The following is a 24,489-nucleotide window of genomic DNA, read 5'->3' as shown; positions in this document are numbered from 1 at the left end:
TAATCAGCTCCGGTGGCGAATGAGCCGCGATAATAACACGGCTCATTCGCCACGAGGTTTTCAGGATGTAACCACGACGCTACAGGATCAGGCTGCCGAACAGGAAGCCAAACGCCACCGAGAAGGTAATCGCCAGCACGCCGGGAATGATAAACGAGTGGTTGAACACGTATTTCCCAATGCGGGTCGAGCCGGTGTCGTCCATCTCCACCGCGGCCAGCAGCGTCGGGTAGGTAGGCAGCACGAACAGCGCGGACACCGCGGCGAAGGAGGCGACCGCCGCCAGCGGCGATACGCCGAGCATCAGTGCCGCTGGCATCAGCGCTTTGGTGGTGGCCGCCTGCGAGTAGAGCAGCGTGGCAGCAAAGAACAGCACCAGCGCCAGCATCCACGGATAGCTCTGCAGCATGTCGCCGGCCAGCGTCTGGATGTCGCTGAGGTGCGCCTTGACAAAGGTATCGCCCAGCCAGGCGACGCCCATCACGCAGATACAGGCGCTCATGCCGGATTTAAACGTGCTGGCACTGAGGATTTCACCGGTTTCCACTTTGCAGGTCAGGCAAATCAGCGTGGCAACCGTCAGCATAAACACCACAATGGCTTCGTTACGCGGCAGCACCGGATTGCTGATCAGGCCCACGCTGTCGCTGATTGCCGTCGCGTACAACACGACCGCCGCAATACCGATCAGGAACAGCAGCACCGCGCGTCTGGCACCCGGCTTGATGTGATAAACCTGCTCACCACGCAGCGTTACTTCACCTTTCGCCAGGCGCGCCTGATAGACGTCATCTTCATTGAGCTCTTTGCCGAGGAAGTTGGTGATCACGGCGGCACAGAAAATGGCCAGCATGGTGGCAGGCAGCGCGACGCCGAGCAGCGCCAGATAACTGACGCCGCGCGGTTCAAGAATCGAGGCAAAAAATACCACCGCGGCCGAAAGCGGCGAGGCGGTGATGGCGATTTGCGACGCCACTACGGCTATCGACAGCGGGCGCGAAGGGCGTACGCCTTGCTCTTTGGCGACTTCCGCAATCACCGGCAGAGTTGAAAAAGCGGTGTGCCCGGTACCCGCCAGCAGCGTCATCACATAGGTCACCAGCGGCGCGAGGAACGTGACATAGCGCGGATGGCGGCGCAGCAGGCGTTCCGCCAGCCCGACCAGATAATCCATGCCGCCAGCTACCTGCATCGCGGCGATGGCCGCAATCACCGCCATAATGATCTCGATGACATCAAACGGGATCGCACCGGGTTTCATGCCGCAAACCAGCGTCAGCACCAGCACGCCTAAACCGCCGGCAAAGCCAATGCCGATGCCGCCGAGGCGCGCACCCAGCCAGATCGCCAGCAGGACAATGAGCAATTCCACCACTACCATAGTTTCACTCCCTGAAGTGCCGCCACACGCAGCCACTTTAGTTATAGACGTCAAAATAAAAAAGCACGCCGTATTGTATACAGGCGTGCTTCAGACGACTTGATCCGGAACGGATTACTGTTCGTTTTCGTCGGTGTAGCGTTTGGCTTTGTATTCCGGATGCATCAGGTTCTGGATGGAGAAAATATCGTCCAGCTCGGCTTCGGTCAGCAGACCGCGTTCCAGCACCACTTCGCGTACGCTCTTACCGGTTTCAGCACAAATTTTCCCGACGATATCGCCGTTGTGATGGCCGATGTACGGGTTGAGGTAAGTGACGATACCGATGGAGTTGAACACGTAGGCTTCACAGACCGCTTTGTTGGCGGTGATGCCGTTAACGCATTTTTCCAGCAGGTTGTAGCAGGCGTTAGTCAGGATGCTGATCGACTCAAACAGCGCCTGGCCAATCACCGGCTCCATCACGTTGAGCTGCAGCTGACCGGCTTCGGAAGCCATGGTCACCGTGGTGTCGTTACCAATCACTTTAAAGCACACCTGATTGACCACTTCCGGTACCACCGGGTTAACTTTCGCAGGCATGATCGAAGAACCGGCCTGCAGTTCCGGCAGGTTGATTTCGTTCAGGCCGGCGCGTGGACCGGATGACAGCAGGCGCAGGTCGTTACAGATTTTCGACAGTTTCACGGCCAGGCGCTTCAGCGCTGAGTGCACCATGACGTAAGCGCCGCAGTCTGAGGTGGCTTCAATCAGATCTTCGGCGGGCACCACCGGCAGGTTGCTGACTTCCGCCAGGCGCTGTACCGCCAGCTGCTGGTAGCCGTCCGGCGTGTTGAGGCGGGTGCCGATCGCCGTGGCACCGAGGTTAACCTCCAGCAGCAGTTCGGCGGTGCGCAGAATGCTGCGCGTCTCTTCGTTCAGCAGTACGTTGAACGCGTGGAACTCCTGACCGAGCGACATCGGCACTGCGTCCTGCAGCTGGGTGCGGCCCATCTTCAGGATGTTTTCAAACTCCACCGCTTTGCGCTGAAAACCTTCGCTTAGCTGACCAATCGCGTCGAGCAGTTTGAGGATCGAGGCGTAAACCGCAATGCGGAAACCGGTAGGATAAGCGTCGTTAGTGGACTGACACTTATTCACGTGATCGTTCGGGTTGAGGTACTGATATTCACCTTTCTGGTGACCCATCAGTTCCAGACCGATGTTAGCCAGCACTTCGTTGGTGTTCATGTTGACTGAGGTGCCCGCGCCGCCCTGATAGACATCAACCGGGAACTGGTCCATGCACTTACCGTTGTTCAGCACTTCATCACAGGCCTGAATGATGGTGTTGGCGATGTGGCGGGGGATGGTTTGCAGCTCTTTGTTGGCGAGCGCGGCGGCTTTTTTCACCATCACCATGCCGCGAACAAACTCAGGGATGTCGCTGATCTTACTGTTACTGATATAGAAGTTCTCAATCGCACGCAGAGTATGAACACCGTAATAGGCATCTGCCGGAACTTCACGCATGCCTAACAGGTCTTCTTCGATACGAATGTTGTTCGCCATGATTACCTTCTTATTATTGCTGCTGTGTTACTGCCGGGCATCCGGAATGGATGGGCGGCGAATAACGTGCAGGTGAAGCAATTATATTGTCGTGGAATACCAGTGCCGACATTTTATCCATCTTCGGGCTGGCGAGCACGATCATATTCTGTCACTGCAGAAATGCTTGTGCACAGATCACTTTACGGACATTTGCTGGCCCAGCGGTAATAACGATATGTGATGTACTTCGCAATTTTAAGTCAGTGGCATAAATTTAACAGCGGCGGTTGAATTTCCCCGGCCGCGTGCCCATCTCATACGTTATGGTCATGCTGACCCTTCAATTTTGCTGCTCCGCACGCTGCGTGGCGGCACGACTCACAGGAGATATCGGTGCGCTGGTTACCGTTAGTGATTTTTTTTGTTCTGGCCTGGATTGAGATCTCGATTTTCATCCAGGTAGCGCACGCGCTCGGCGTGCTGCTGACCATGCTGCTGGTGATTTTTACCTCGTGCATTGGTGTGTCGCTGGTGAAAAATCAGGGCATGAAGAACTTTATGCTGATGCAGGAGAAGCTGGCGCGTAACGAGAGCCCGGCGGCGGAGATGATCAAAAGCGTGTCGCTGATCATCGCCGGTTTTCTGCTGCTGCTGCCGGGCTTCTTCACCGATTTCCTCGGCCTGCTGCTGTTGCTGCCGCCGGTGCAGAAACACCTGACGCTGAAGCTGATGCCGCACCTGCGCGTATGGCGCGGCCCGGGGCAGGGCCCGGACAGCGGCGTCACCATGGACGGCGAGTTTGAGCGCAAAGATCAGGATCGTATCGGTCACGATAAAGATCGCTGAATGTAAGCGGGGCGGCGTAAACCGCCCTTTTTGCTGTCTTTTTCGTCATCTGTTACGCAAACGAAAATTTTTTATTTTTTTGCCCTTGAAAGCCCCTTTTCTGCCCCTATCTCTCTCTCCACGAGGCCGGAACCCTCAAGCCCGGCGTTCAACCCAAAAATGAATGATTGGACTTCTCAAAGGAGAGCTATCAAATGAAAATTCGTCCGTTGCACGATCGCGTTATCGTCAAGCGTAAAGAAGTTGAAGCCAAATCTGCTGGCGGTATCGTTCTGACCGGCTCTGCAGCAGGCAAATCAACCCGCGGTGAAGTACTGGCTGTTGGCAATGGCCGCATCCTGGAAAACGGCGACGTGAAGCCGCTGGACGTAAAAGTGGGTGATCTGGTGATTTTCAGCGAAGGCTACGGTGCCAAGACTGAGAAAATCGACAACGAAGAAGTTCTGATCATCTCTGAAAGCGACATTCTGGCGATTGTTGAAGCGTAATTTACGCGTAATTCACTGAACGAAACGAATTTAAGGGATATTTGAAATGGCAGCTAAAGACGTAAAATTCGGTAATGACGCACGCGTAAAAATGCTGCGTGGCGTGAACGTACTGGCAGATGCAGTAAAAGTTACCCTGGGCCCGAAAGGCCGTAACGTGGTTCTGGATAAATCTTTTGGTGCACCGACCATCACTAAAGATGGTGTTTCTGTGGCACGTGAAATCGAGCTGGAAGACAAGTTCGAGAACATGGGTGCGCAGATGGTGAAAGAAGTCGCTTCTAAAGCCAACGACGCAGCAGGCGACGGCACCACCACCGCTACCGTTCTGGCACAGGCTATCGTCAACGAAGGCCTGAAAGCCGTCGCGGCGGGCATGAACCCAATGGATCTGAAGCGCGGTATCGATAAAGCCGTTGCCGCAGCCGTTGAAGAGCTGAAAACCCTGTCTGTACCATGCCAGGATTCCCGCGCTATCGCGCAGGTAGGTACCATTTCTGCCAACTCCGATGAAAGCGTCGGTACCCTGATCGCTCAGGCGATGGACAAAGTGGGTAAAGAAGGCGTGATCACCGTTGAAGAAGGCACCGGTCTGCAGGACGAGCTGGACGTGGTTGAAGGTATGCAGTTCGACCGTGGCTACCTGTCTCCGTACTTCATCAACAAGCCAGAAACCGGTGCAGTGGAGCTGGAAAGCCCATTCATCCTGCTGGCTGATAAGAAAATCTCTAACATCCGCGAAATGCTGCCAGTGCTGGAAGCTGTGGCGAAAGCCGGCAAACCACTGCTGATCATCGCAGAAGACGTGGAAGGCGAAGCGCTGGCTACGCTGGTGGTCAACACCATGCGCGGTATCGTGAAAGTGGCTGCGGTGAAAGCACCGGGCTTCGGCGACCGTCGTAAAGCGATGCTGCAGGATATTGCTATCCTGACCGGCGGTACCGTGATCTCTGAAGAGATCGGTATGGAGCTGGAAAAAGCGACGCTGGAAGACCTGGGTCAGGCAAAACGCGTGGTGATCAACAAAGACACCACCACCATCATCGATGGTGTGGGCGATCAGGGCGCAATCTCTGGCCGCGTGACGCAGATCCGTCAGCAGATCGAAGAAGCGACGTCTGACTACGACAAAGAGAAACTGCAGGAGCGCGTTGCAAAACTGGCAGGCGGTGTAGCCGTACTGAAAGTAGGCGCAGCGACTGAAGTTGAGATGAAAGAGAAGAAAGCACGCGTTGAAGATGCCCTGCACGCTACCCGTGCTGCGGTTGAAGAAGGCGTGGTTGCCGGTGGTGGTGTCGCGCTGGTGCGTGTTGCGGCGAAAATCGCAGCATCTGGCCTGAAAGGTCAGAACGAAGACCAGAACGTCGGTATCAAGGTTGCTCTGCGTGCGATGGAAGCGCCACTGCGTCAGATCGTTTCTAACGCCGGTGAAGAGCCATCTGTGGTTGCTAACAACGTGAAAGCGGGCGACGGTAACTACGGTTACAACGCGCAGACCGAAGAGTACGGCAACATGATCGACTTCGGTATCCTGGATCCAACCAAAGTGACCCGTTCTGCGCTGCAGTACGCGTCTTCTGTGGCCGGTCTGATGATCACCACCGAAGCGATGGTCACCGACCTGCCGAAAGGCGACGCACCTGACTTAGGTGCTGGCGCTGGCGGCATGGGTGGCATGGGCGGTATGGGCGGCATGATGTAATTGCCCTGAACGTCTGAGCTGTTGAGAAACCCCCGATCGGAAACGGTCGGGGGTTTTTCTTTTGCCGGCGAACAAGGTATAAGTAAGGGCGCAATACTTCGGCTTTGCGGGTTTAGGGCAATGAATGTTCAGAAAAAATGTGCGCTTTTCTGCTACGCTGCCGCCCGACACTGATGATAATAAATGGGGATTATAATGCGGATTAACCTCTCGCTCGGACTGGCAGTCGGTACCTTACTGCTGGCGGGCTGTAGCACCTCCAACCAACTGAGTGCCGCCGGCGAACGTGTCACCTTTGTTGATCAACAACCAGGCAGCCAATGTCAGCTGCTGGGCAATGTTACCGGCTCGCAGAGCAACTGGCTGACCGGCTCAGGCGGTGAAGGCAGTTCACTGCGCGGTGCGGCCAACGACCTGCGTAACCGCGCAGCAGAGATGGGCGGCAACGTAATTTATGGTGCCACCAGCCCGACGCAGAACCTGCTGTCTGCCTTTGCCCCGCTCGACAGCAAAATGTCGGGTCAGGTGTATAAGTGCCCGTAATGGCAGAGCAGCAATAAAAAAGCCGCGAGAGCGGCTTTTTTGTTTTTGAGTACAGTTCCAGAACGGTCGCCATCAATGGCGACACTACGGTGATGGCACCGACTGTAGGGTGCGCATTCATGCGCACCGGGCAGCTGGCAGGGAACGTCACTCCTGACGCAGCTGCAGATCCAGCGGCGTTTTGCTCGGCTCACCACCAATTTCCCGCGCCAGCTTCGGCACCATATAGCCCGATACCATGGTCAGCAGTTGCCGCACCAGCGCGCGCGCCTGCTCATCCGGCACAAAGAAGTGCGCCGCACCCTGCACCTTATCCAGCACATGTAAATAGTAGGGCAGGATGCCGGCATCAAACAGCGCATTGCTGAGCTGAGCCAGGGTCTGCGCATCGTCATTAACGCCGCGCAGCAGCACGCTCTGGTTCAGCAGGGTGACGCCGGCGCGTTTCAGCCGCTGCATGCGTTCGCGCAGCGCCTCGTCAATCTCCTGCGCGTGGTTGATGTGGCTGACCAGCAGCACCTGCAGACGCGTATCCGCCAGCAGCTGGCATAGCCCTTCGGTAATGCGCGCCGGAATCACTACCGGCAGCCGGCTGTGAATGCGCAGGCGTTTCAGGTGCGGAATGTTTTCCAGCGCGCCAATCAGCCACGCCAGCTCCTGATCTTTCGCCATCAGCGGATCGCCGCCGGAGAAGATGATCTCGTCCAGCTCGGGATGGGCGGCAATGTAATCAATCGCCGCCTGCCAGTTGCGCTTGTTGCCCTGATTATCCTGATAGGGGAAATGCCGGCGGAAGCAGTAGCGGCAGTTCACCGCGCAGCCGCCCTTGACCAGCAGCAGCGCGCGGTTTCTATACTTATGCAGTAAGCCCGGCACCACGCTGCTCTGCTCATCGAGCGGATCGGTGCTGTAACCTGGCGCATCGGTAAACTCCTGACGGCTGGTCAGCACCTGCAGCAGCAGCGGGTCCTGCGCATTGCCGCGCTGCATGCGCTGAATAAAGGCGCGCGGTACGCGCAGGGCGAACAGACGGCGTGCCTCGCTCCCGGCTGCCAGATCCGCGTGGTTTTCGAGGGCTAAAAGTTGCAGTAATTCAGCAGGATCGGTGACAACATCAGCAAGTTGCTGCAACCAATCTTCTCTGACGGGGGGATTTAGGGTTACAATGTGTGCCATTTTTTTGGCTATTACCAGTTAATATCTACAGAGGGCCTTTATGGCGACTTATCTTAGCAACGATTTTCGTGCCGGTCTTAAAATCATGTTCGAAGGCGAACCGTATGCCATCGAATCCAGTGAATTCGTTAAGCCGGGTAAAGGCCAGGCGTTTGCACGTGTTAAAATGCGTCGTCTGCTGACCGGTTCACGCGTTGAGAAAACCTTCAAGTCTACCGACTCCGCCGAAGGCGCAGACGTGCGTGACATGACGCTGCAGTACTCTTACAACGACGGTGACTTCTTCTACTTCATGCACCCGGAAACCTTCGAACAGTACCAGGTTGAAGCCAAGGTACTGGACGACGTGACCAAATGGCTGCAGGACAACGCCGAGTGTATCGTAACCCTGTGGAACGATAAACCGATCGCCGTTCAGCCACCGAACTTCATCGAAGCAGAAATCACCGAAACTGACCCAGGTCTGAAAGGTGATACTGCCGGTACCGGCGGCAAGCCAGCGACGCTGTCTACCGGCGCCGTGATCAAAGTGCCACTGTTCGTACAGATTGGCGAAGTGGTAAAAGTGGACACCCGCTCTGGCGAATACGTTTCCCGCGTAAAATAATCGTCAAATCAGGCGCATCATCGATGCGCCTTTTTTATTTCCGCGCTCTTCCCCGCACCGCGTCTTTTTTCAGCAGCTTAACCGCCATCATGGCGTATCCGGTCTATGCTTTAAAAGCTGTACTTTTACTGCAACCAACAAGGATATGGCTATGTTAAAGAAAAGTATTGTCGCGATTTTCTCGGTACTGGTGCTTTCCTCGCTGCTTTCTGCCTGTAACACCACGCGTGGCGTAGGCGAAGATGTTGAAGCGGGTGGTCAGGCAATTCAGCGCAGCGCGCAGTAACTAAAACCGGTGCGAAACCTGCTTTCGTACCGGCTTTCTCTTCCTCCTGTTGTCCTGCCAGCGCCTGTGATTTCTGAAACTGCCTGCCGCGACGGCGGTGCCGTTGTTTGCCGTCAGCAATACGGGTAGACTTCCTCCCCTTGTCTGTATAAGGAGTCATCACCATGAGCGAAACGGCAAGCTGGCAGCCGAGCGCACCCATTGCCAATTTGTTGAAACGCGCCGCCATCCTGGCGGAAATCCGGCGTTTCTTTGCCGATCGCGGCGTACTGGAAGTGGATACGCCTGCCATGAGCCAGGCGACGATCACCGACATCCACCTGGTGCCATTCCAGACGCGCTTTGTCGGACCTGGCGCGGCAGACGGGCGCGATCTGTGGCTGATGACCAGTCCGGAATATCACATGAAGCGCCTGCTGGCGGCGGGCAGCGGCCCGATTTATCAGATGGGGCGCTGCTTCCGTAATGAAGAGGCCGGGCGCCACCATAATCCGGAATTCACCATGCTGGAGTGGTATCGGCCGCACTACGACATGTATCGGCTGATGAACGAAGTCGACGACCTGCTGCAGCAGGTGCTGGAGTGCGACAGCGCCGAATCGCTATCGTATCAGCAGGCGTTTATCCGTCATCTGGAGATCGATCCGCTGTCGGCGGACAAGGCGCAGCTGCGCGAAGCGGCGGAAAAGCTGGGTGAGGGCGAGCTGGCGAATCGCGAAGACGATCGCGACACGCTGCTGCAGCTGCTGTTTATGCTGGGCGTGGAACCGAAAATTGGTCTCGATAAGCCGTGCTTCGTCTATCACTTCCCGGCTAGTCAGGCGGCGCTGGCGGAGATCAGTACCGAAGATCACCGCGTGGCAGAGCGTTTTGAGGTCTATTACAAAGGCGTGGAGCTGGCCAACGGTTTCCGCGAACTGACCGACAGCCGTGAACAGCGTCAGCGCTTTGAGCAGGATAATCGCCGTCGCGCTGCGCGCGGTTTGCCACAGCATCCGATTGATACTTACCTGCTGGATGCGCTGGCGCACGGCATGCCGGCCTGTTCCGGCGTGGCGCTGGGCGTCGATCGCCTGATTATGCTGGCGCTGAAGGCCGATGCGCTCAGTGAGGTGATCGCTTTCCCGGTCGATCGCAGCTAGTTACGCCGCGTTTCTGCACACCCGGCCGCGGCTCAGCGACAGCGCTGTCCGCGGCCGGGTGCGTTTACGGCGAGGTATTATTGGCCGCTTCCGGAAACTCCTGGATGGTAACCGGCAGCGTCATCTTCTGCTCATTGCGCAGCACCTGCACATCAATCACCGATCCCGGGCGGATTTCTGCCACCTGGTCCATGGTCTCCTGCGCGGACAGCGCCGGCTTACCGTTCACCTGCAGCAGGACATCATTGGCCTGAATGCCGGCGCGATCCGCCGGACCGCCCGGCGTCACTTCACTAACAATAATGCCCTGCACCCGATCGAGGTTGCTGCCCTGACCGTGCAGCGGCGGCAGTTCGCGCCCGGTAATACCGATATAACCGCGGATCACCCGGCCATCGCGAATCAGCTTATCCATAATTTTGGTCGCCAGCGCGGTCGGAATGGCAAAACCAATGCCTTCCGGAGTTTCGCCGTCGTTGCTTTTGTCGAAGGTCAGCGTGTTGATGCCCATCAGCTCGCCCAGCGAGTTAATCAGCGCGCCGCCGGAGTTCCCCTGGTTGATCGAGGCATCGGTTTGCAGGAAGTTCTGCCGACCGGAGGAGCTCAGACCGATGCGGCCGGTGGCGCTGATGATGCCCTGGGTGACCGTCTGGCCGAGGTTGTACGGGTTGCCAATCGCCATCACCACATCACCAATATGCGCGACACGTTTGGCGTTAATCGGGATTACCGGCAGATTAGAGGCGCTGATTTTTAACACCGCCAGATCGGTCATGGCGTCGGAGCCCACCAGCGTCGCTTCAAAAAAGCGTCCGTCCTGCAGCGCAACGATAATCTGGTCAGCGTTATTGATGACATGTTTGTTGGTGAGGATGTAGCCTTTCGCGTTCATGATGACGCCGGAACCGAGCGTGGTAATGCCGCGATTATTGTTGCCGTGCGCGCTGCGGTTATAGACATTGACCACCGCCGGCACAGCACGGCGCACGCCCTGATTGAAACTGAAGGGCGCTTCATCGGCGCTGCTGTCGTGATCAAAGGTGACGTTGCTGCCCATTCGCAGCGCCGGGATCGCGACAAGCAGTAAACCTGCCACGATCAGGCCCATCACCACAGAACGTAAAAGTTTAAGAAACATGGTGTTATTTCAGGCAAGAGTTGATCGCAGGGCAGAATAGCACGAGAAGGGCGGACAAACACCTGCTTGTCCGCCCGTTGCGAGGATTATCGCAGAAGCAGGTAAATACTCTCGTCGCCGCGCACCACGTTCAGCGCCAGTACCGGCGGTTTGCCCTCCAGCACTTTGCGCATCTCGGCGAGGCTCTGCACCCGCGTACGGTTGACGCCGACAATCACATCGTCTTTCTGCAGGCCAACCTGTTCTGCCGGCGTGCCTTTTTCGATGGTATCGACTTTGACCCCTTTATCGCCGGCTTTGGTATTGCCGTCACTGAGCGTGGCGCCCTGCAGCGCTGGCGACATCAGCTGGGCGCTGGCGGTGCTCTGCGCGCTCTGTTCCAGCGTTACGGTCACCGTCAGCGGTTTGCCATCGCGCAGCAGACCGATTTTCACCTGCTGGCCTGGCGGCGTGGTGCCGACTTTCACCCGCAGCTCGGCAAAGCTGGTGATTGGCTTATCGTTAATGGCGGTAATGATGTCGCCCGCTTTGATGCCCGCCTGTTCCGCCGCCGACTTCGGCAGCACTTCAGAGACAAATGCTCCGCGCTGCGCATCGACGTTAAACGCTTTCGCGATATCGGCGGTCATTTCTGTCCCTTTGATCCCGAGCTGTCCGCGCTTCACTTCGCCGAACTGAATGAGCTGCTGCGCCAGGTTCATCGCCATGTTGCTGGGGATGGCAAAGCCAATACCAATATTGCCGCCGCTCGACGCCAGAATGGCGGTGTTAATGCCGATCAGCTCGCCGTTGAGGTTCACCAGCGCGCCGCCAGAGTTACCACGGTTGATGGCGGCATCGGTCTGAATAAAGTTCTCCAGCCCTTCCAGATTCAGCCCGCTGCGGCCCAGCGCCGAGATAATGCCGGACGTCGCCGTCTGGCCGAGGCCGAATGGGTTGCCGATCGCCACGGCGAAATCACCCACTTTCAGCGCGTCAGAATCAGCAATTTTCACCTGCGTGAGGTTTTTTGCGCCTTCTACCTGAATCAGCGCGATGTCGGTTTGCTCGTCATGACCAATCAGCTTTGCGTCATATTCGTTGCCATCACTCAGCTGCACGCTGATTTTATCCGCACCGTTTACCACGTGATTGTTGGTCAGAATGTAGCCTTTAGCTGCGTCGATGATGACGCCGGAACCCAGTCCTTCAAACGGCTGTGGCTGAGACTGCCCGGGCGCCTGGCCAAAGAAGCGCTTCAGCGGCTCGGGAATATCCTGGCCCTGCTGCCCGCTGTCGGTGCCCTCGACATGCACGCTGACCACCGCCGGCAGCACTTTTTCCAGCATCGGTGCCAGGCTTGGCAGTGCTTGTCCCTGAATCTGTGCCGGCAACGTGGCCATGGCACCCGGCGTCGCCGCCAGACTCATCCCAATGCTCAAGGCTAATGCGCTTAACAGTCGTGCTGGTTTTTTCATTGCTATGACGCTCTCGCTGCGAAAAGGGGAATAAAAGAAGTGTGACAGTTATTGGTAATAAGCGTTCGGAAAACAAAAAGGGCACAGCCATGCTGTGCCCCAAAAGGATTAACTGCGGGTGGTGCGTTCGCCGCTGCGCAGCAGGCCCGATGCGCCTTCAGAGTAGTCGCGCGGGATCTGCACCGGCGCCTGGTCGTTATCGGCCTCGGCTTCCGTCAGCTGGTAAGCAAACGGGTTTTTCTCGCCCGGCAGATTTGGCAGCAGGTCATTCGACCCTTTCGCCATGTGCTGATACAGCTGGCGATAGTCGCGCGCCATGTTGTCCAGCAACTCTGCGCTGCGCGCAAAGTGGTTGGTGAGCTCTTCGCGGTAATCCGCCAGCTCCGCTTTGGATTTTTCCAGTTCGTACTGCATGCTGCGCTGCTCACGCAGCTTTTTGTTGCCAAAACGCATCGCTACCGCGCCGACAATAATGCCAATCACTAAACCAATCAGCCCGTATTCCCAGGTCATAATGACTCCCGTGTAATTTCCGTTGCTTCGTAGGGCATTGCTTCTGTTTCAACTTCAATAGTAGCCACTATACCCGTTAATCCATCGGAAGTGGAATCCTCGGGCTGTATCGCTTAGTGTAGAGCGGCCTAATTTTCGACAACCGACACGTGAATCGGACTTTTTCAGGGATTCTGAGAGAACCATGCAAACCTCATCTCCGCTTGCGCGCTATGAGCAGGCGCTGTCGCAGGGCGAGTTTCGTCCGGACGATGTACAACGTGACGCCATCACCCGTTTAGATCGCATTCAGCAAGGCCTGATTGCCCGCCAGCAGCAGCCGCAGCCGGCAGCTAAAGGGCTGTTTGGCCGCTTATCAAAGCTGATGAATAAAGCGCCGGAGAGCCATGAAGCGCCGGTGCGTGGCCTGTATATGTGGGGCGGCGTCGGACGCGGTAAAACCTGGGTAATGGATCTGTTTTTTCAGTCTATTCCTGGCGATCGCAAACTGCGTCTGCATTTTCATCGCTTCATGCTGCGCGTGCATGAAGAGTTAACGCAGCTGCAGGGCCACAGCGACCCGCTGCTGATTGTCGCTGACCGTTTCAAAGCGGAAACCGATATTCTCTGTTTCGACGAGTTTTTCGTCTCCGACATCACCGACGCAATGCTGCTTGGTACCCTGATGGAAGCGCTGTTTGCCCGCGGCATTACGCTGGTGGCGACCTCCAACATTCCGCCGGATGAGCTGTACCGCAACGGCCTGCAGCGGGCGCGTTTTCTGCCGGCTATCGAGCAGATTAAGCGCCACTGCGATGTGATGAATGTCGATGCCGGCATTGATTATCGCCTGCGCACCCTGACATCGGCCCATCTGTGGAATTTCCCGCTTAACGACGCGACGCACGCGGAGATGGAGCGCATGTTCAGCGCGCTGTCCGGTAAACCGCGCGACGACGCGCCGGTGCTGGAGATAAACCATCGCCAGCTGCCGACGCTCGGCGTTCACGAAGGCGTACTGGCCATCAACTTCCTCGCGTTGTGCGGTGAAGGGCGCAGCCAGCACGATTACATTGAGCTGTCGCGCCGCTTCCACAGCGTGCTGCTGTACGATGTGCCGGTGATGATTTACAAAACGGAAGACCAGGCGCGGCGGTTCCTCGCGCTGGTGGATGAGTTCTACGAGCGCCACGTCAAGCTGGTGGTGGCGGCAGAAACCTCGCTGTTTGAAATCTATCAGGGCACGCGGCTGAAATTCGAATATCAGCGCTGTCTGTCGCGCCTGCAGGAGATGCAGAGCGAGGAGTATCTTCGCCTGCCGCACCTGCCCTGAGGGGCAAACAGAAATCACCGCTTCGGGCGCAAAAAGAGTCGATCTTTAGATTCGACTTCTCTATAATCTTGCGACCCCACGTTACAGCACAGGCTTTCTTTTCCCGGAAAACTGTGTGATCCGGTAACTCTACCTGAGGGGGTGGGCTTGCTGGGCGAATTGGTCGTGTGAGCCTCAATCGTTAACTTAGCGTTTGGGATTTCACCAACGTGTAACTTTTATTTGGGTAAGCTTTTCAATGAAAACTTTTACAGCTAAACCAGAAACCGTACAGCGTGACTGGTATGTTGTTGACGCAACTGGCAAAACCCTGGGTCGCCTGGCGACTGAACTGGCGCGCCGTCTGCGTGGTAAGCACAAAGCGGAATACACTCCGCACGTTGATACCGGTGATTACATCATCGTTCTGAACGCTGACAAAGTTGCTGTAACCGGCAACAAGCGTAACGACAAGATTTATTATCACCACACTGGCCACATCGGTGGTATCAAGCAAGCGACCTTTGCAGAGATGATCGAACGCCGTCCTGAGCGTGTGATTGAAATCGCGGTTAAAGGCATGCTGCCAAAAGGCCCACTGGGTCGTGCTATGTACCGTAAACTGAAAGTTTACGCAGGTAACGAGCACAACCACGCGGCGCAGCAACCGCAAGTTCTTGACATTTAATCGGGATTATAGGCAATGGCTGAAACTCAAAACTACGGCACTGGTCGCCGCAAAAGCTCTGCCGCTCGCGTCTTTATCAAGCCGGGTAGCGGTAACATCGTAATTAACCAGCGCTCTCTGGAGCAGTACTTCGGTCGTGAGACTGCACGCATGGTCGTGCGTCAGCCGCTGGAGCTGGTTGATATGGTTGGTAAACTGGACCTGTACATCACCGTTAAAGGTGGTGGTATTTCTGGTCAGGCTGGTGCGATCCGTCACGGTATCACCCGCGCTCTGATGGAATACGACGAGTCTCTGCGTTCTGAACTGCGTAAAGCGGGCTTCGTTACCCGTGACGCGCGTCAGGTTGAACGTAAGAAAGTCGGTCTGCGTAAAGCACGCCGTCGTCCACAGTTCTCCAAGCGTTAATTGCTGGCTGCTTCGGCAGTTACAATTGGCTCAAAAAACCCGCTTCGGCGGGTTTTTTATTGCCTGAATCGCGGCTTTTTCAGCGCAAAAACGCGAGCTTTCCCCGCATTTTGCCCGCAAATGATTATCCCCGCCCCACAAGCTGCTTAAAATCTGGTAAACTGACTGACACTTTGCGCCCGCGAGTCGCGGCGTTGTGCATACTGCTCCTGTCGGGACGACCGGACAATGCCCGTAACGCCCGGCTGTGTGCGAATCTGATGAGCAGGTGAGTCGCCGCGTGGTTGGCTATTCGCAGTATTTTTTTGTGAACAAACTTGGAGGTTTTCATGGCTGTCGCTGCCAACAAACGTTCGGTAATGACGCTGTTTTCTGGTCCGACTGACATTTTCAGCCATCAGGTACGTATCGTGCTGGCTGAGAAGGGCGTCAGCGTGGAGATCGAGCAGGTTGAAACGGATAATCTGCCGCAGGATCTGATTGACCTCAACCCGTATCGCACTGTGCCAACGCTGGTCGACCGTGAACTGACGCTGTATGAATCCCGCATCATCATGGAATACCTCGATGAGCGTTTCCCGCATCCGCCACTGATGCCGGTTTATCCGGTCGCGCGCGGTGAAAGCCGTCTGATGATGCACCGCATTGAGCAGGACTGGTACAGCCTGATGCGTACCATTGAAACCAGCAGCGGTGCCGAAGCCGATGCCGCGCGTAAGCAACTGCGCGAAGAGCTGCTGGCCATTGCGCCGCTGTTCTCACGTACGCCGTTCTTTATGAGCGAAGAGTTCAGCCTGGTTGACTGCTATCTGGCGCCGCTGTTGTGGCGTCTGCCGCAGCTGGGTGTGGATCTGGCTGGCGCAGGTTCGAAAGAGCTGAAAGGCTACATGACGCGCGTATTTGAACGTGACTCCTTCCTCGCTTCTTTGACGGAAGCCGAACGTGAAATGCGCCTGCAAGCCCGGGGCTAATCTATGGAAATGTCGCAACTTACTGCCCGCCGTCCCTATCTGCTGCGGGCCTTTTATGAATGGCTGCTCGACAACCAGCTGACGCCGCATCTGGTGGTGGATATCAATCTGCCTGGCGTACAGGTGCCGCTGGAGTACGCTCGTGACGGACAGATTGTCCTGAACATCGCACCGCGCGCGGTGGGTAACCTTGAGCTTGCCAACGATCAGGTACGCTTCAATGCGCGTTTCGGCGGCGTGCCGCGCCAGGTATCCGTGCCGATGGCTGCGGTGCTGGCGATTTACGCGCGCGAAAACGGCGCCGGCACCATGTTCGAACCGGAGCCTGCTTATGAGCTGTCCGGCGACGAGCAGGAAGGCGGCCAGGAAGAGACGTTAATGTCGGTGATTGATGGTGACCGTCCGGACGATGCGACGGATGACGACTCTTCACCGGATGACGAACCGCCGCCGCGCGGTGGACGTCCTTCACTGCGCGTAGTGAAGTAAATCGCGGAAAATAAAAAACGGGCTGATTAGCCCGTTTTTTTATGCCTGTGTCGCGGCGCGGCTTAGTGCGCAGCAGACCAAAGGGAGCGCAGCGCTCCCTTTGTACCGATCTTAATAAACGTCGCGCAGATAACGCTTATCTTTCTTCAGCTGATCGATATAGGCTGCGGCACGCTCGCTGGAAAGACCACCGAACTGACGCACCACTTCATACAGCGCGGCATCGACATCCTTCGCCATGCGTGAGGCATCGCCACAGACGTAGAAGTAGGCGCCTTCCTGCAGCCAGGCGTACAGCTCAGCGCCTTTCTCCAGCATGCGGTTCTGCACGTAAATCTTCTCTTCCTGATCGCGGGAGAAGGCCAGGTCGAGATGCGTCAGCAGACCGCTCTGCTGCCAGCCCGCCAGCTCATCCGCGTAAATGTAATCATGTTCCTGATGCTGGTCGCCGAAGAACAGCCAGTTTTTACCTTCAGCACCGGTCGCCTGGCGCTCCTGCAGGAAGGCGCGGAACGGCGCGATGCCGGTACCCGGACCGACCATGATCAGCGGGGCGTTATTATTCGCCGGCACGCGGAACGCTTTGTTCGGCGAAATAAAGATCGCCGGCTTCTCTCCGCGACGCACGCGTTCAGCCAGATAGGTTGAGCACACGCCTTTACGCTCGCGGCCACCGCTGTGATAGCGCACGGAAGCGATGGTCAGATGCACCTGGTTAGGGTGCGCCTTCGAGCTGGACGAAATGGAGTAAGCACGGTGCTGCAGCGGACGCAGCATCGCCACCAGCTCCGGCACCGACAGATTACGCTTCAGCTCGAGCTGCAGCAGATCCAGCGTATCTTTGCCCCACAGCCAGTTGGCCAGCGTATCTTTATCGTCGTGCTGCAGGACGTGCAGCAGCTCCTGGTTGGTGGTGTGCTGTCCGACCCACTCAATCAGCTTGCGCGACGGCTCAGAAATCTCGAACTGATAGGTCAGCAGATCGCCGAGGTTACGGTCAAAGCCCGGCACTGGGGTTTCGTAGTCGGCTTTCAGCTCGCTCAGCAGCAGGCTCACCAGCCCGGCATCGTTCACCGGGATCACGCCCAGCGCATCACCGGCTTCGTATTTCAGGCCGCTGTCGCTCAGGTCAAATTCGAAGTGACGGATATCTTTGGCGGACTGCTCGCCGGACAGACGCTTATTGGTCACCAGCGCCGCCGCGTATGGGTTTTGCTTGTTGCTGCCTGGGATTACCGGCGCTTCCGGCGCGCTCTCCAGCACCGTGCCGCTGCTGCCCGCGCTGGCGGCAAACTGTGGCATGGCGCTGCCAATCCACTCGCTGGAAGGCTCTTCGTAATCGATGTCGCAGTCGATGCGATCCACCACGCGTTTCGCCCCCAACTGCTCCAGGCGCATATCAATGAACTTACCGGCCTGGCAGAAACCGTCGTAGCCGGTATCGCCGATTGCCAGCACGGCAAAGTGCATCTGCTCCAGACGCGGCGCGGTGCTGGCTGAGATGGCCTGCCAGAACAGCTGTGCGTTGTCTGGCATTTCGCCTTCGCCGTAGGTGGAGGTGACGATCAGTACATGACGCATGGTGGCGAACACATCCAGATCCACTTCACCCAGCGCCTGCACTACCGGCACCAGGCCTTTAGCGCGCGCCGCTTTGGCTGCGGTCTGCGCCAGCGCTTCGGCGTTACCGGTCTGGGAACCAAACAGAATATGCAGCTGGGTGGTGGCGCTGGCGCCCGCTGCCGGTGCGGTCTGCTTGTCTTCTAATACCAGCAGGCGCGAGTGGAGACCGGCGAGAAACCCCGCCAGCCAGTATTTCTGTTCGCCGTTAAACGGCGCGTCTTCAGGAATGTAAGGAATCTTCATGGATATCAGTACTCAAACCGTTTTATCGTCATCAATCTTCTTTCGCAGCGCAATCAGGAGAGTTTCCCGACCGCGGCGGCAATCTCTGGCAGTGCGGCGCGTGCAAACAGCTCTTCAAAATCAGGCAGATGGCCCAGCACCTCACGGTTGCAGGCGTCCTGATAAATGATCCAGCCATAGGTTGCCAGGCTGTCCATGGAGCGAATGTTGCGCTGCGTCAGCGCGGCTTTGTAATCCGACATACGCTTGGCGGCGATCAGGCTTGCCAGCTCATCATCGCTGTAGTTCTCAATGGCCGCACGGGCATGACGCTGCAGCTTGCTGACCAGCGCGAAATCTTCGGTCATCAGCAGGTTGCGAACCGCTTTCTCGACTGCCGCGTCTTCCACCGCTGTGCCTTTCGGCAGTTTGCCCAGCGCCAGCTGCTGCGCGAAGCTCAGAACGGTGTAGTTATTCAGCAGAACAAACATCTCCTGCGTATCGGTCGCGCCGTAGGCCGGTACCGCACCGTCGGCGATGGTTTTGCCCGCACGCCAGGCTGATTTGAACTTGGCAACCTGATGCGCGGCCAGCGACGTGGACAGCTCTTCCAGCAAATCCTTACGCGTTTTCGCTTTCAGGATCTCGCCGCCGTCCTGATACAGCAGCAGCGAGCGCGGCATCACGTAAACGAAGTGCTGACACTCGGTTTCCCAGTTCTCCAGCAGCCACGCCGCGCGCGGCGACTGGGTAGCTTCGAGGTGCCAGTGCAGCATGGTCAGCACTGCCTGCTTGTGCACCTGCGCCATTTCGTCTTCGTCAGCGATGGAGCCGAACAGCACCGAATCACCGGCGGCGTGCGCGGCCAGGGAACGGTACGGATCGTACTGATAGGCGAAGCCGCCGCTCATGCCGTTACCGAAACCTTTACCAAAAGTGCCGAGGTTAAGAATCGCGCCGTTGGTCATGTATTCACAGCAGAAGTCGCCGACGCCTTCCACCACCGCGGTGGCGCCCGAGTTACGCACGGCGAAACGGTCACCGGCCTGGCCCTGAACAAACAGACGACCGCCGGTCGCGCCGAACAGCGCAAAGTTACCAATCAGCACGTTGCCGTCGCTGTCCTGTGCGCCGCCGCCCGGTGACATCACCACCAGTTCGCCGCCACACTGACCTTTACCGACGCCATCGTTACAGGTGCCGTAATGCTTCATCTGCATGCCGTCGTTGCAGAACGCGCCAAATGACTGACCGGCTGACCCGCGGGTATCAATCTGCACTGTGCGCGGTGCCAGATATTTCCGGCCACGGTCATCCTGCAGTACCGCCGGCAGCGCGGCCAGCTGCTGCGCCGACAGCTCGTGGTTCAGCATGCGCTCAATATCGATCGCCAGCTGACCGCCAACGCTCTTGTTACGGTTGTTCAGCGTTACGCCGTTACCCAGCGTAATCTCAGGGCGGGCAGCATCAACCAGCTGCGCTTTCAGCTCGTCTACCCAGCCATCGTCCAGCTCGAAATCTTTTTCCAGATACACTGGCTGAGCGATCTTCTGCTCCGGCACCACGGTCAGCATGGCGCGCAGATCGAGTTTGCCCACTTCCAGCGGATGATCCATCAGGTGCAGCAGGTCAGAGCGGCCGCGCGCTTCACGCAGCGAACGCAGACCGAGGCGTGCGAGGAACTCACGCACTTCCTGCGCCACGTTGATGAAGTACTGCGCCAGCTGACGCGGATCGCCATCGAAGGCTTCAGCGTTAGTAGTGAGGCCTGCCGGGCATTTGACGTTACAGTTTTTCGCCATCACGCATTTCAGCATCATCAGCGCGGTGGTGCCGAACTCGAAGCTGTCGCCGCCGAGCAGGGCCGATTTGATCACGTCGCTGCCGGTCTGCTGTGCGCCGGAGCAGCGCAGCTGCACTTTGTCACGCAGCCCGTTCGCGCACAGCGCCTGGTGCACTTCGGCGATGCCGATTTCCGCCACGCGCCCGGTGTATTTCAGGCTGGTGACCGACGCCGCACCGGTGCCGCCGGTGTTACCGGCGACGTTGATGACGTCTGCGCCGGCTTTTGCCACGCCGACTGCGATAGTACCGATGCCTTCAGACGACACCAGTTTGACGATAACGCGCACGCGCGCCGCTTTACAGTCGTGGATCAGCTGCGCCAAATCCTCGATAGAATAAGTATCGTGGTGCGGCGGCGGTGATACCAGCTCAACGCCCGGCGTACCGCCACGTGCGGCCGCAATCTCCACCGTCACTTTCGGTGCTGGCAGCTGACCGCCTTCGCCCGGTTTAGCGCCCTGGCCAATTTTGATCTCCAGCTCTTCCAGCATCGGGTCGGCCAGATAAGCCGCCCATACGCCGAAACGACCGGACGCCAGCTGTTTGATGCGCGATGCGCGGATGGTGCCGTGGCGTGAATAGTGTTCGCCACCTTCACCACAGTTACTCATTCCGCCCACCATATTGGTGCCGTGCGCTACCGCTTCGTGCGCCGGCGCGACCAGCGCGCCGTGGCTCATGGCGCCTGAGGCGAAGGTACGGGTGATTTCGTGCGCCGGCTGGATCTCTTCCAGCGGCAGCGAAGGCAGCGCGGTAAAGATTTTTGCCAGATAGTCTGCTGCCTGACCGTAAGCGGTAATGTGCAACACGCCTTCAGTGATGCTGCTGCTTTCGATCTCATCGTTAAAGCGGGTTTTCAGCGCGCGTGACAGCGCGGCCAGACGCTCGCTCTCCGGCTTCAGGCCGGCAATAGCATCAATCAGACGCAGCTCAAACTGGTTGAGGCTGCCGTTCACCGCTTCGCAGCGCAGGCCGCGAATGGCGAAGCCGTTGTTGACCAGCGAGTAGCGGCCCAGCTTGCGGCCAAATTCGGCTTCGCTGTCCACGTGGGTCAGATCGCACGGCAGCGCGAGGATGTCGCGCAGCGCCGCCGGACGACGCTTACGCTCGGCGTGCATCAGGCTGGAGAACTGACGGTAATCCGGCGTGATAGCAAAGCTGTCGATCACCGCATTCGGGATGCGCTCGAAGCTGCTGTCTTTAAACGACTCGGCTTTGATGCTGAACGCGTTGTCCAGCCTGGCCAGCGTCATCAGACGGATAAAGTTGTCCTCTTCGCGCGCTTTGTCGGCGAAACGAATCGGCTGCTCTGTCATATCAATAAAGGTACGTACTGCGATGGTGCCGTACGAGTGGCCCGCGCCTTCGGCACGTTCTTTGAACAGACCCAGCAGTGGCACTTCGGCTTCGCCCTGAATTTTCAGCGCGCTCTGGTGCCAGTCCACCGCCATCTGCGCGATGGCCGGGAAGCCCGCGCCGCCCACCGGAGTTTTGATATTCGGGAAATATTTCTTCAGCACCGGATCTTCGGTATCGAGGAAGTTCGGCTCGAAGAACTCACCGCAGCTGTAGCTCTCAACGGTACACAGGCCCACTTTGCCCATGGTTTTCATCAGCGCTTTTTCTGCCGCTTTGGCATAGCGTTTGAACGCTTTGTTGCCTTCTTCACCTTCGCCAAACTTCTCTTCCGCGCGCATCTGTACGCCCAGCGGATACACGGCAGAGGCGCCGAAGCCGAGCGTGGCGGCGATATGGTGTGAGGAGATGCTCTGGCCGCTCTCGACCACCAGTGACACATCCAGACGCAGACCTTCCTGCACCAGACGCTGGTTGATGGCCGACACCATCAGCAGCATCGGAATGGCAGCATGAGTTGAAGAGATATGGCGATCGGTGATCACCGCGATGCCGCCCTGCTGACGGGCAAAATCCACCACCTGCTGCGCCAGGTTATCGATAGCGTTTTCCAGCGCTTTGGCGTTGGCGGCGCGGCTGACGATGTCTTTACCGATGACCGGCTCATACAGCATCTCGAAGCGCGCATACGGCGCCACTTTCTGCTCGCGCAGACGCAGCATGTCCAGATGCGTCAGGATTGGGCTTGGCACGATGATCTGCTGGCCTTTACTGCGGCCGAGATGCGGTTTAGCGCCGAGCGCCACGCGCAGCGTCATGCCGTCCGCTTCACGGATGGAGTCAAGCGGCGGGTTGGTGACCTGTGCAAAGCGCTGCGAGAAGTAGTGCGCCATGCCGCCTTCATGATCGGACAGGCCATTGATGGCGTTGCCGTAACCCATCGCGGAGATCTTCTCAGCGCCGGTTTGCAGCATCGGATCCATCATGAATTTGAAGCTTTCCTGGTTGTAGTAGTAAGCCACAAAGCGCTGATAGGTTTTCAGGTCGCCGCGATAGCGCAACGGTGAGCCGAGTTTCTCTGCCGGCACTTCCGGCAGCTGCTGCAGTTCAACGCGTGCCGCCTGCACCAGGGAGAGATAATCCTTTTCCGCCGCCAGCTTTTCCAGCGCCTGCACGGTGGTGTAAGAGCGTTTCTCTTTGTGATCGTAATAGAGCATGCCGCCAGCTTCGATACGGCCACGACGCAGCACGCTCTCCGGCGGGAAGGCGATCTGGCCGGCTTCTGACATCGCACCGATGTACTCAGCGGTTTCGACGGAGCGCAGCGGACGCAGGCCAAGACGGTCCAGCCGTGCGCCAATCACTTCGCCGTTACCGAAGATCAGCGCGGCGGGGCCGTCGTTCTTCTCTTCATACAGCGAGAAGTATTCCAGCATGGCGCGCACTTCAGCCGACAGCGAGGTGTCGTTTTCCCACGCCGGCGGCATCATTGAAACCACGGCGTTGATCAGATCGAGGTTATCTTCCATCAGACGGCTGTGGATGCTCTGATCGAGACGTGAACTGTCAGACTGGCCTTTTGGCCGCACGATCTTTTTGCCGCGCGCCAGCATCAGCGCCGCTTCCGCAATGCGGTTTTTACGGTCCGTGTTCAGCTCACCGTTGTGCGCCATCAGGCGGAACGGCTGCGCCATCGTGGTATGCGGATCGGTATTGGTGGAGAAGCGGGTATGGAAAAACAGTCCGCGTACCTGATGATCGGGATCGGTCAGATCTTTGAAGTAGGGAATCACTTCATTGGAGTTCAGGCGGGCTTTGAACACCTGAGTGCGCGACGACAGCGACAGCGGATAAAGGCCGCCGAATTCGCTTTCGGTAAAGGCGCGTGCTTCGATGTCCAGCAGCGCACGGTAAATGTGGCGTTCGAATTCGCTCTGCTCGGTAACGTCCTGCGGTGCGGCAAACACCCACTGCACGATCGGCAGCTGGAACTGCTGTGCGGCCGGGCGCGTGACGCTGTTGTCCAGCGGCATATCACGCTTCAGCAGCACCGGGAAGTTGTAAGCGGCCAGCGTCTCTTCAACCAGACGCTCTGCGTTCGCGCGCAGCGCCGCATCTTTTGGCACAAAGAAGTTGCCCACGCCAAAGCGGCCCGCTTCCAGCGCCTGACCGGTCAGCTTACGGAAGAAGTTCAGGGAGAGGTCAACGTTAACGCCTGCACCATCGCCCACACCCTCTGCAGACATCCCGCCACGGTGCGGTACCGTGCACAGGGCGCTATGCGCCATCTGCAGGATTTCATGGGTCTGCTCGCCGTCCTTGCGGGTAATGAAACCTACACCACAGCTGTCGCTTCCTGCTGATGGATCATACAAACCCCAGGGGTTAGGTTGTTGAGTGGACATTGAGGGTCTCCTTAAACTGCTTTAGACATTACCTGCATTATTTCAGGCACAGAGCGCTGCTGCGTGCTGTATCAATTTGTTTTCGCGCGCTTTTACGCGGACGTCGCAACACCGGACAACGACAATCAAGGCACTGATTCACGTCCTTGATTGGCTGTCCATAAAATCCGGTCTCTAAGGGAGATAACTTGCATCCAGAGGGAGTCTTCTTGCTGCATAGATATGCCGAGACACAGTCCCGACTGGAAAGCATCCAGCGGAATTCCAACTTATCGGGAAAGCGAACTCAGGTCAAATAGCCAGCTTTATTACGGTTAATTAGCCTTTTTGCGATTTAACTGTATGATTATTATGTTTTTATTACGTAAATATATGTCAA

At 57.5% G+C, this 24,489-nt stretch carries 20 protein-coding genes; 12 read left to right on the top strand and 8 right to left on the bottom strand.

Annotated elements, in window-relative coordinates; translation table 11 throughout:
- Window positions 1-79 precede the first annotated feature (79 nt).
- On the bottom strand, window positions 80-1,381 hold the full coding sequence (locus C1N56_RS17040) for an anaerobic C4-dicarboxylate transporter (protein WP_394516898.1): 1,302 nt from the start codon (window positions 1,379-1,381) through the stop codon (window positions 80-82).
- Window positions 1,382-1,495: 114 nt separating this feature from the next.
- Entirely contained in the window at window positions 1,496-2,932 is a 1,437-nt protein-coding gene (aspA, locus tag C1N56_RS17035; RefSeq protein WP_021507768.1) for an aspartate ammonia-lyase, read from the bottom strand.
- 375 nt (window positions 2,933-3,307) lie between these two features.
- Between aspA and C1N56_RS17030 the strand changes: the two genes are divergently transcribed.
- From C1N56_RS17030 to C1N56_RS17015, 4 genes are all read left to right on the top strand, one after another.
- Window positions 3,308-3,760: an FxsA family protein gene (locus C1N56_RS17030; protein ID WP_021507767.1), complete on the top strand. Its 453-nt coding sequence runs from the start codon at window positions 3,308-3,310 to the stop codon at window positions 3,758-3,760.
- A 194-nt stretch (window positions 3,761-3,954) separates the two neighbouring features.
- Window positions 3,955-4,248: a co-chaperone GroES gene (locus C1N56_RS17025; protein WP_021507766.1), complete on the top strand. Its 294-nt coding sequence runs from the start codon at window positions 3,955-3,957 to the stop codon at window positions 4,246-4,248.
- 46 nt (window positions 4,249-4,294) lie between these two features.
- The gene (groL, locus tag C1N56_RS17020) at window positions 4,295-5,950 is read left to right on the top strand and encodes a chaperonin GroEL (RefSeq protein WP_021507765.1); all 1,656 of its coding nucleotides are present in this window, start codon (window positions 4,295-4,297) and stop codon (window positions 5,948-5,950) included.
- 195 nt (window positions 5,951-6,145) lie between these two features.
- Window positions 6,146-6,493 carry a DUF4156 domain-containing protein gene (locus C1N56_RS17015; RefSeq protein WP_021507764.1) on the top strand — a complete coding sequence of 116 codons (348 nt, stop codon included), beginning with the start codon at window positions 6,146-6,148 and terminating at the stop codon, window positions 6,491-6,493.
- 147 nt (window positions 6,494-6,640) lie between these two features.
- Here the strand turns inward: C1N56_RS17015 and epmB are convergent, their stop codons facing one another.
- Window positions 6,641-7,669, bottom strand: coding sequence for an EF-P beta-lysylation protein EpmB (epmB, locus tag C1N56_RS17010; protein WP_058759602.1), 1,029 nt, complete (start codon window positions 7,667-7,669; stop codon window positions 6,641-6,643).
- A gap of 40 nt (window positions 7,670-7,709) precedes the next feature.
- On the opposite strand from epmB, the gene efp reads away from it, so the two are divergent.
- The 3 genes from efp to epmA all read left to right on the top strand — a co-directional run bounded on the left by efp (window position 7,710) and on the right by epmA (window position 9,704).
- Window positions 7,710-8,276 (top strand): elongation factor P, encoded by a 567-nt coding sequence (gene efp, locus C1N56_RS17005; protein WP_021507762.1) that lies wholly within the window; start codon window positions 7,710-7,712, stop codon window positions 8,274-8,276.
- 151 nt (window positions 8,277-8,427) lie between these two features.
- A complete protein-coding gene (locus C1N56_RS17000) occupies window positions 8,428-8,562 on the top strand; it encodes an entericidin A/B family lipoprotein (protein WP_031279745.1) in 135 nt (44 codons plus the stop codon).
- A 164-nt stretch (window positions 8,563-8,726) separates the two neighbouring features.
- Complete coding sequence (epmA, locus tag C1N56_RS16995; protein WP_021507760.1) at window positions 8,727-9,704, top strand: elongation factor P--(R)-beta-lysine ligase; 978 nt, start codon at window positions 8,727-8,729, stop codon at window positions 9,702-9,704.
- 64 nt (window positions 9,705-9,768) lie between these two features.
- Here the strand turns inward: epmA and degS are convergent, their stop codons facing one another.
- The 3 genes from degS to zapG form a co-directional block, all read right to left on the bottom strand.
- Window positions 9,769-10,842, bottom strand: coding sequence for an outer membrane-stress sensor serine endopeptidase DegS (gene degS, locus C1N56_RS16990; RefSeq protein ID WP_021507759.1), 1,074 nt, complete (start codon window positions 10,840-10,842; stop codon window positions 9,769-9,771).
- An 86-nt stretch (window positions 10,843-10,928) separates the two neighbouring features.
- Entirely contained in the window at window positions 10,929-12,299 is a 1,371-nt protein-coding gene (degQ, locus tag C1N56_RS16985; protein ID WP_031279744.1) for a serine endoprotease DegQ, read from the bottom strand.
- A gap of 108 nt (window positions 12,300-12,407) precedes the next feature.
- Window positions 12,408-12,812 (bottom strand): Z-ring associated protein ZapG, encoded by a 405-nt coding sequence (gene zapG, locus C1N56_RS16980; RefSeq protein ID WP_021507757.1) that lies wholly within the window; start codon window positions 12,810-12,812, stop codon window positions 12,408-12,410.
- A 184-nt stretch (window positions 12,813-12,996) separates the two neighbouring features.
- Here zapG and zapE point away from each other — a divergent pair, with 184 nt between their 5' ends.
- From zapE to sspB, 5 genes are all read left to right on the top strand, one after another.
- Window positions 12,997-14,124 carry a cell division protein ZapE gene (gene zapE / locus C1N56_RS16975; protein ID WP_136547032.1) on the top strand — a complete coding sequence of 376 codons (1,128 nt, stop codon included), beginning with the start codon at window positions 12,997-12,999 and terminating at the stop codon, window positions 14,122-14,124.
- A 238-nt stretch (window positions 14,125-14,362) separates the two neighbouring features.
- Window positions 14,363-14,791, top strand: a complete 429-nt coding sequence (gene rplM, locus C1N56_RS16970) for a 50S ribosomal protein L13 (protein WP_021507755.1) — start codon at window positions 14,363-14,365, stop codon at window positions 14,789-14,791.
- A 15-nt stretch (window positions 14,792-14,806) separates the two neighbouring features.
- Window positions 14,807-15,199, top strand: coding sequence for a 30S ribosomal protein S9 (gene rpsI / locus C1N56_RS16965; RefSeq protein WP_021507754.1), 393 nt, complete (start codon window positions 14,807-14,809; stop codon window positions 15,197-15,199).
- Window positions 15,200-15,528: 329 nt separating this feature from the next.
- A complete protein-coding gene (gene sspA / locus C1N56_RS16960) occupies window positions 15,529-16,170 on the top strand; it encodes a stringent starvation protein SspA (RefSeq protein WP_021507753.1) in 642 nt (213 codons plus the stop codon).
- Window positions 16,171-16,173: 3 nt separating this feature from the next.
- Window positions 16,174-16,659, top strand: coding sequence for a ClpXP protease specificity-enhancing factor (sspB, locus tag C1N56_RS16955; RefSeq protein WP_021507752.1), 486 nt, complete (start codon window positions 16,174-16,176; stop codon window positions 16,657-16,659).
- 111 nt (window positions 16,660-16,770) lie between these two features.
- Here sspB and C1N56_RS16950 read toward each other — a convergent pair whose 3' ends face one another.
- Both C1N56_RS16950 and C1N56_RS16945 read right to left on the bottom strand, forming a co-directional pair.
- Window positions 16,771-18,525, bottom strand: a complete 1,755-nt coding sequence (locus C1N56_RS16950; RefSeq protein WP_058770697.1) for a sulfite reductase subunit alpha — start codon at window positions 18,523-18,525, stop codon at window positions 16,771-16,773.
- A gap of 53 nt (window positions 18,526-18,578) precedes the next feature.
- Window positions 18,579-24,110: a glutamate synthase-related protein gene (locus C1N56_RS16945; protein WP_159377355.1), complete on the bottom strand. Its 5,532-nt coding sequence runs from the start codon at window positions 24,108-24,110 to the stop codon at window positions 18,579-18,581.
- Window positions 24,111-24,489 lie beyond the last annotated feature (379 nt).

It is taken from the genome of Pantoea sp. SGAir0175 (assembly GCF_043547855.1).
This window is presented reverse-complemented; position numbering and strand designations above follow the sequence as displayed.

Bases quoted from the DNA above. Each gene is read 5' to 3' on its own strand.
- C1N56_RS17040 (WP_394516898.1), bottom strand. From the start codon at position 1,381: ATGGTAGTGGTGGAATTGCTCATTGTCCTGCTGGCGATCTGGCTGGGT.
- aspA (WP_021507768.1), bottom strand. From the start codon at position 2,932: ATGGCGAACAACATTCGTATCGAAGAAGACCTGTTAGGCATGCGTGAA.
- C1N56_RS17025 (WP_021507766.1), top strand. From the start codon at position 3,955: ATGAAAATTCGTCCGTTGCACGATCGCGTTATCGTCAAGCGTAAAGAA.
- groL (WP_021507765.1), top strand. From the start codon at position 4,295: ATGGCAGCTAAAGACGTAAAATTCGGTAATGACGCACGCGTAAAAATG.
- C1N56_RS17015 (WP_021507764.1), top strand. From the start codon at position 6,146: ATGCGGATTAACCTCTCGCTCGGACTGGCAGTCGGTACCTTACTGCTG.
- epmB (WP_058759602.1), bottom strand. From the start codon at position 7,669: ATGGCACACATTGTAACCCTAAATCCCCCCGTCAGAGAAGATTGGTTG.
- efp (WP_021507762.1), top strand. From the start codon at position 7,710: ATGGCGACTTATCTTAGCAACGATTTTCGTGCCGGTCTTAAAATCATG.
- C1N56_RS17000 (WP_031279745.1), top strand. From the start codon at position 8,428: ATGTTAAAGAAAAGTATTGTCGCGATTTTCTCGGTACTGGTGCTTTCC.
- epmA (WP_021507760.1), top strand. From the start codon at position 8,727: ATGAGCGAAACGGCAAGCTGGCAGCCGAGCGCACCCATTGCCAATTTG.
- degS (WP_021507759.1), bottom strand. From the start codon at position 10,842: ATGTTTCTTAAACTTTTACGTTCTGTGGTGATGGGCCTGATCGTGGCA.
- degQ (WP_031279744.1), bottom strand. From the start codon at position 12,299: ATGAAAAAACCAGCACGACTGTTAAGCGCATTAGCCTTGAGCATTGGG.
- zapG (WP_021507757.1), bottom strand. From the start codon at position 12,812: ATGACCTGGGAATACGGGCTGATTGGTTTAGTGATTGGCATTATTGTC.
- zapE (WP_136547032.1), top strand. From the start codon at position 12,997: ATGCAAACCTCATCTCCGCTTGCGCGCTATGAGCAGGCGCTGTCGCAG.
- rplM (WP_021507755.1), top strand. From the start codon at position 14,363: ATGAAAACTTTTACAGCTAAACCAGAAACCGTACAGCGTGACTGGTAT.
- rpsI (WP_021507754.1), top strand. From the start codon at position 14,807: ATGGCTGAAACTCAAAACTACGGCACTGGTCGCCGCAAAAGCTCTGCC.
- sspA (WP_021507753.1), top strand. From the start codon at position 15,529: ATGGCTGTCGCTGCCAACAAACGTTCGGTAATGACGCTGTTTTCTGGT.
- sspB (WP_021507752.1), top strand. From the start codon at position 16,174: ATGGAAATGTCGCAACTTACTGCCCGCCGTCCCTATCTGCTGCGGGCC.
- C1N56_RS16950 (WP_058770697.1), bottom strand. From the start codon at position 18,525: ATGAAGATTCCTTACATTCCTGAAGACGCGCCGTTTAACGGCGAACAG.
- C1N56_RS16945 (WP_159377355.1), bottom strand. From the start codon at position 24,110: ATGTCCACTCAACAACCTAACCCCTGGGGTTTGTATGATCCATCAGCA.